At 47.1% G+C, this 5759-nt stretch carries 4 protein-coding genes; 2 read left to right on the top strand and 2 right to left on the bottom strand.

Annotation, left to right across the window (positions count from 1 at the left end):
- Both ACXLDX_RS11980 and ACXLDX_RS11975 read right to left on the bottom strand, forming a co-directional pair.
- The coding region (locus ACXLDX_RS11980) for a type IV pilin protein (RefSeq protein WP_457577420.1) at positions 1 to 71 on the bottom strand (71 nt) is incomplete at its 3' end.
- 221 nt (positions 72 to 292) lie between these two features.
- Positions 293 to 2407, bottom strand: coding sequence for an STT3 domain-containing protein (locus ACXLDX_RS11975; RefSeq protein WP_457577419.1), 2115 nt, complete (start codon positions 2405 to 2407; stop codon positions 293 to 295).
- A 130-nt stretch (positions 2408 to 2537) separates the two neighbouring features.
- Here ACXLDX_RS11975 and ACXLDX_RS11970 point away from each other — a divergent pair, with 130 nt between their 5' ends.
- Together ACXLDX_RS11970 and ACXLDX_RS11965 are read left to right on the top strand one after the other, a co-directional pair.
- Positions 2538 to 4076 (top strand): PD-(D/E)XK nuclease domain-containing ATP-binding protein, encoded by a 1539-nt coding sequence (locus tag ACXLDX_RS11970; protein ID WP_457577418.1) that lies wholly within the window; start codon positions 2538 to 2540, stop codon positions 4074 to 4076.
- A partial coding sequence (locus ACXLDX_RS11965) for a carbamoyltransferase C-terminal domain-containing protein (protein WP_457577417.1) occupies positions 4073 to 5759 on the top strand: 1687 nt, incomplete at its 3' end. The genes ACXLDX_RS11970 and ACXLDX_RS11965, both read left to right, overlap by 4 nt.

The following is a 5759-nucleotide window of genomic DNA, read 5'->3' as shown; positions in this document are numbered from 1 at the left end:
ATACCGATAATCGCCACGACAATCATCAACTCAATCAGGGTGAAACCTTTTTCGTCTGCTTTACATTTCATACGACGTAACATAACTTCCTCCAAAATAAAATTTAATAATCCGATGAGTTTTCTCATCAAAGACAATTCAGCAATACTTATGCACAATCCAAGCCTGAACTTAACTAAAACAGAATATTTTTTTCCCGTGCAATTCCAGCTAACTATACTTGCAAAAGAAAATAAAACAATTTCCCACCCAGACCAACTGACATTTTTTGTCAATCAATTGACGTATTATGTCAACCATTCTTTCTTACATAACGGTCTCCAGCGACCCTGTAAATTTGATAAACCGGTGTTTTCAACTTAAGCGGCAGAAAAAACCTGCTGCTTTCATGGCGGAGAAAAAAACGGTTAAAAAGCGATTCCCGAATATCTTCCCTGAGCAGAAGCGCGTAAAAGGCGGGTTTATAAATTTCCAGATGAGCCATGGCATCATGATGATATTTTACTCTTTTTACCAGGCCGGATTGATCATAGACTGAGAGTGACCTCAGATTCTTTTTCATGGCAGGGAGAATCACCTTTCCGGTTCGAAAGTCCGCGTAAAAATCTTTATGATTGGTGGCACCATCCTCATCCATGCCGACCTTATAAAAAGGCATGATTCGCGAGTGAAGACCACGATGGTCGGATATACCCCAGGTCCCCAGCCAATACCACCAATAGGCCATCATTCCTAACCGATAGTCCAGGAAGAAATAGACAGGCCGTCCTTCCGACGGATAGAGAAAAGCCAGCCATTCATCAATGCTGTCCGTAGAACCTACTGCCCGCAGATCTGCTTTCTGTAACAAACAGGCCGATTTTTCCGGGGAATACGCCAGCACCTTTTTCAAAAACTCAACCCCGTATCCAAACCCTTTACCCACGGCTTCGGCAAACCGCTCCACTCCGGCACGACCATGGGCGACATAAAACTGAATAAAATTTGCCGCCAGCCTTGGATTGTCAGTCGCGTAAGGTATCGACCCATAGACCGACTGCGCGCCACCATGGGAAGCCCCATCCGCGATAGTTCCCCTCCGTGACCAATAAATTAGCGGATGCCCAAGGTCCCACCAGGCCCATACCACCGCGTTTTCCGGTGTATTGTTCTTGATATATCGAAATCCGTCATACAAGGCGGGATCATGAATGCTACGACCCAGATGACGAATATCGGCCTGCACCATAATTGCGGCTAACAAAGCCACCAACACCGGCACGGCGACGGTGAATATCCTCAGCCGCTGCCGAAACATCCAAAGCCTGGCCGCCAGAAAACCGATCCCCAGACCAAACACAGGAGCGAGAAAAATCAGAAACCGCTGGGCCCAGATCATCCCGGCCAGGCTCAAAAAAAACAGGTGTGCCAGGAAGAGCGATCTCTTGGGATTGACCAGGACAAGCCAGATAATTCCCGCAAAACCAAGCAGCAAAAGGGGATAGCTGTCCGTCACCCCCTGGACAACCTCAATAAATTTCAGTTCGCGCTGTTCTCCGACAACCTGACTGATATTAGGAAACGGCCCGGTTTCCGCCTGCAGGAGATAACTGAAAACTCCTGAAAATGAACTATACAGGAAATCATATATTCTTTCGCCTTTCCAGACGACGACCACCAGCAGGACCAGCAAAACAAATATACCCAGTGGAACACGTAAGCTGCGGGGTGGCCGATAGTAAAACAAGAGAGCTATCGCCAGGGGGATAAGAGATAACAGGGTAGCGACAAAAGGGGTGGTATCCCACCACCAGAGAAAAACAAACCAGTTTAACAGACCTGCCGCGAGAAACCGGTATCTATTTCCATCCTTTTTCTCACCAAAACGAAGAAAACAATAGATGGCGGCAAGCGTCAATGTCACGTTGAGACAATCCGTATCATACCAGCCGACGGAGGTGCGGGTGAAATAGGTATAGGACAACACTCCGGCCAGAGCCGAAATCACTCCGGCTATTTGCCCGCCAAAACTCCGACCGATACCATAGAGAGGGAAAATCAGAATTGGTCCAAGAAACACAGGGACCAGGACAGCCACCCACCGCAGCGGAAGAGACGTCAACTTATGAACAACCGCCGCAATCACGGAAATAAATGGCGGGATTGACGATCTGTCCGGACAATCCGGCACAACCCGAAGTCCGTCCGTTCTGGAATACGTGCCTTTCACAAGCTCCTCAGCCATGCGAAGATAATAATAGCCATCTACATTGGTAAGCAATGGCGCACCCTGATAAAACCCGGCTTCCGGATGATTCGCCCACACCCGAAGATCTTCGCAGCGAACGGCGACCCCAGCTATGAAAATCAGGCCAAGAATAAAAAAAAGATGCCGGGATGCAAAACACCCGTCGTTTTCACCCTTCATAAGACTCCGTTTTCTTCAATTTGATGTTTCGATTGTTTAAGCAGCAAACGTTTTATGTTATAATGGATTAAAAATGTTGTCAAAATTGTTTTTAAATGAGTAGGCTCAGAAAATTTGCCTGGGAAAGATTATGAAAAAACAGAAACTGCCCATCGGTATCCAGACATTCAGCGAAATCATCGAAGAGGGATATAGTTATGTCGATAAAACCGGTATGGCGGTCGACCTGGCTGACAGCGGAAAATATTTCTTTCTCTCCCGCCCCCGGCGCTTTGGCAAAAGCCTTCTGGTCTCCACCCTCCAGGCCATGTTCGAGGGAAAAAAGGAGCTCTTTACCGGTCTTGGTGCCGAGCATCGCTGGGACTGGGATATCTGTTATCCGGTAATCAAGATCAGCTTTGCCGGGGTTGCCCGTAATGTGGCGGATATGAAACAGGATATTTATAATATCCTGCGGGAAAACGGAGAAAGACTGGAAGTGGAATGCGGTGATATTACCGATATCGGAGGCTGCTTCAGGGAACTGATTAAAAAATCATATCAATTTTACGGCCGGAAAGCCGTCATCCTGGTGGACGAATATGACAAGCTCATCCTCGATAACCTCGACCAGGTGGAGATGGCCATGGAGGCAAGAGAGCTCCTCAGGGATCTCTACACCACCATCAAGGACTGTGATGAATTTATCAGGTTCGCCTTTCTCACCGGGGTCAGCAGGTTCGCGAAGGTCTCCATCTTCAGCGGTCTGAACAACCTTGAAGACATTACCCTGAACAGGAATTTTGCCACCATCTGCGGCTATACCCAGAACGACCTGGAAAGTGTCTTCGCCCGCCATCTTGAAAATATCGATATGGACAAGGTGCGTGAATGGTACAACGGCTATAATTTTCTCGGGGAACCGGTCTACAACCCCTTTGATATACTGCTTTTTATCAAGAATGATTTTCAATTCAGCAACTACTGGTTCGCCACCGGCACCCCGACCTTTCTGATCAAGCTCATCCAACGGGAAAATTATTTTATCCCCCGGCTCCAGTACTTGCGGGTGGGGAGTTCTTTGATCAACAACTTTGATATCGAGAACATCCGCCTGGAACCGATACTCTTCCAGGCGGGATACCTGACGATCAAAGAAGAACAGAAGTCGGGCGCGGTCACCATGTATGTGCTTTCCTTCCCCAATCTTGAAACAAAATCCTCGTTCAACGATTTTATTCTTGATTATCTCACGGGTCAGACAAGTGAAAAGGCCGATTTCCAGAGCGAAATTTTTTCCTGCCTGACGGAGGGAAACATTGAAATTTTTGAAAAGACCCTTACCCGTCTTTTCGCTTCCATCCCCTACAACAACTATGTCAACAACACTATCTCCAGCTACGAGGGCTATTTTGCCAGTGTTATTTACGCCTATCTCGCGAGCCTTGGTCTGCGCATCTTCGCCGAGGATGTCACCAGCAGGGGCCGTATCGACCTGACCATCGCCATCGGAAAAAATATTTATATTCTGGAGTTCAAAGTGGACGGTGGCGGTTCGGCCCTGGAGCAGATCAGGGCCATGAATTACCAGGAGAAATATCTTGATCAGAAAAAAAATATCTTCCTGGTCGGCATTGACTTTTCATCCGAGATAAAAAATATCTCCGTCTTTGACTGGGAAGAACTATGAACATATTGGCAATACACGATGGACATACGGCTACTGCCTGCCTTCTCACCAATGGAAAAATCACCTCTGCCATATCCGAAGAACGACTCGGAAGAATCAAAGGGCAGGGAGAATTTCCAGTTGCTGCAGTAAAACTCATTTTGGAAAACGAGGCTCTTAATCCATCAGATATAGACATCATAGCCCTTGTAGGTTATCTCAAACCACTCACCACCATAAACGAGTATCAGACGGGGAGGCAAAAATTCTTTCCTGAATTCATTAAATATTATCCAGGTGATCCACGCAAAATTATCAATTTTATCGTCAACCAAGGGAAAAACAGACGACTCCTTGACAAAACATTAACAGAACAATTCCATTCCCTAAACTTACCAGTCAGGCAGGTAAAATTGGTGGAACACCACCAGGCACATGGCGCGACCGCATACTACCTGTCTCACTTTTACCAAAACAGTCACAAAACACTGGTATTTACCCTTGACGGTTCAGGTGACGGGTTATCTGGAACCGTTTCAATAGTTGATGAATCCGGAAACTGGACACGATTAAAAAATATCTCTTCATTTGATTCCCTAGGTATCGTCTACAGCAGGGTTACCCAGTATCTTGCCATGAAGCCGTGGGAACATGAATTCAAACTGATGGGAATGGCGCCATACTGCGCTACCGAATACAGTGAAAGGGTTTTTGATATTCTCCACCAATGCATCCGGTTATCGGATGACAACCTCTCTTTCATTAATCAAAAAAAACTCTGGGGGAACAGTCTGCTCAGTTACCTGAAAATTGTGTTGGCAGACCATAGATTTGACGCTGTAGCAGCTGGAGTCCAACTACTTCACGAAAGATTACTTGTTCCTTTCGTAGACAGCTGGATAAACAAGACTGGCGTTCATAATATTGCCGTGGCGGGCGGTTGCTTCATGAACATCAAGGCCAATAAACTGCTGATGGAACTCGACAGCGTTGAAGATATATTTGTTATGCCCTCATGCGGTGATGACTCATGTGCCCTTGGTGCCGCCCTGTGGGAATATGGCCGGCAAAAGGAAACAGCAACGCGGGCCAAAATTTCTCCGCTGGATAATTTATACTGGGGCCCGAATTTCGCCAGTGAAGAGATTAAACAAACACTGCTCCGATACCAGGAAAAAATAGAGTATAAAAAATCGGACGATATTGAAAAGGAATCAGCCAGCCTGCTGGCGGATCATAAAATTATCGGCCGTATGTCTGGCCGTATGGAATGGGGATCCAGGGCACTCGGGAACCGTTCGATTATTGCCAATGCCAGCCGGCTGCAGAATATCAGAAAACTGAACGCCGCCATCAAAATGCGGGATTTCTGGATGCCCTTTGCCCCATCCATTCTGTGGGAACGGCGCCATGATTACGCGAAAATTGACAAGGATATTCCAGCCTACCATATGGTCATGGGGTTTGACTCCACTGAACTGGCCAGGGAGCACCTGATCGCGGCACTGCACCCCTATGATTTCACCATGCGGCCCCAGTTTGTCAAAAAAGAGCACAACCCTCAGTACCATCGGCTCTTGAGCGAATTTGAAAAACTGACGGGTTTTGGCGGTGTCCTGAACACCAGCTTCAATCTGCACGGCTGGCCCATTGTCTGCTCTCCGGAGGATGCTGTTTCCACCTTTCTGAAATCGGACCTGGACT

The organism is Desulfomarina sp. (genome assembly GCF_054039375.1).
This window is presented reverse-complemented; position numbering and strand designations above follow the sequence as displayed.

Bases quoted from the DNA above. Each gene is read 5' to 3' on its own strand.
- ACXLDX_RS11975 (WP_457577419.1), bottom strand. From the start codon at position 2,407: ATGAAGGGTGAAAACGACGGGTGTTTTGCATCCCGGCATCTTTTTTTT.
- ACXLDX_RS11970 (WP_457577418.1), top strand. From the start codon at position 2,538: ATGAAAAAACAGAAACTGCCCATCGGTATCCAGACATTCAGCGAAATC.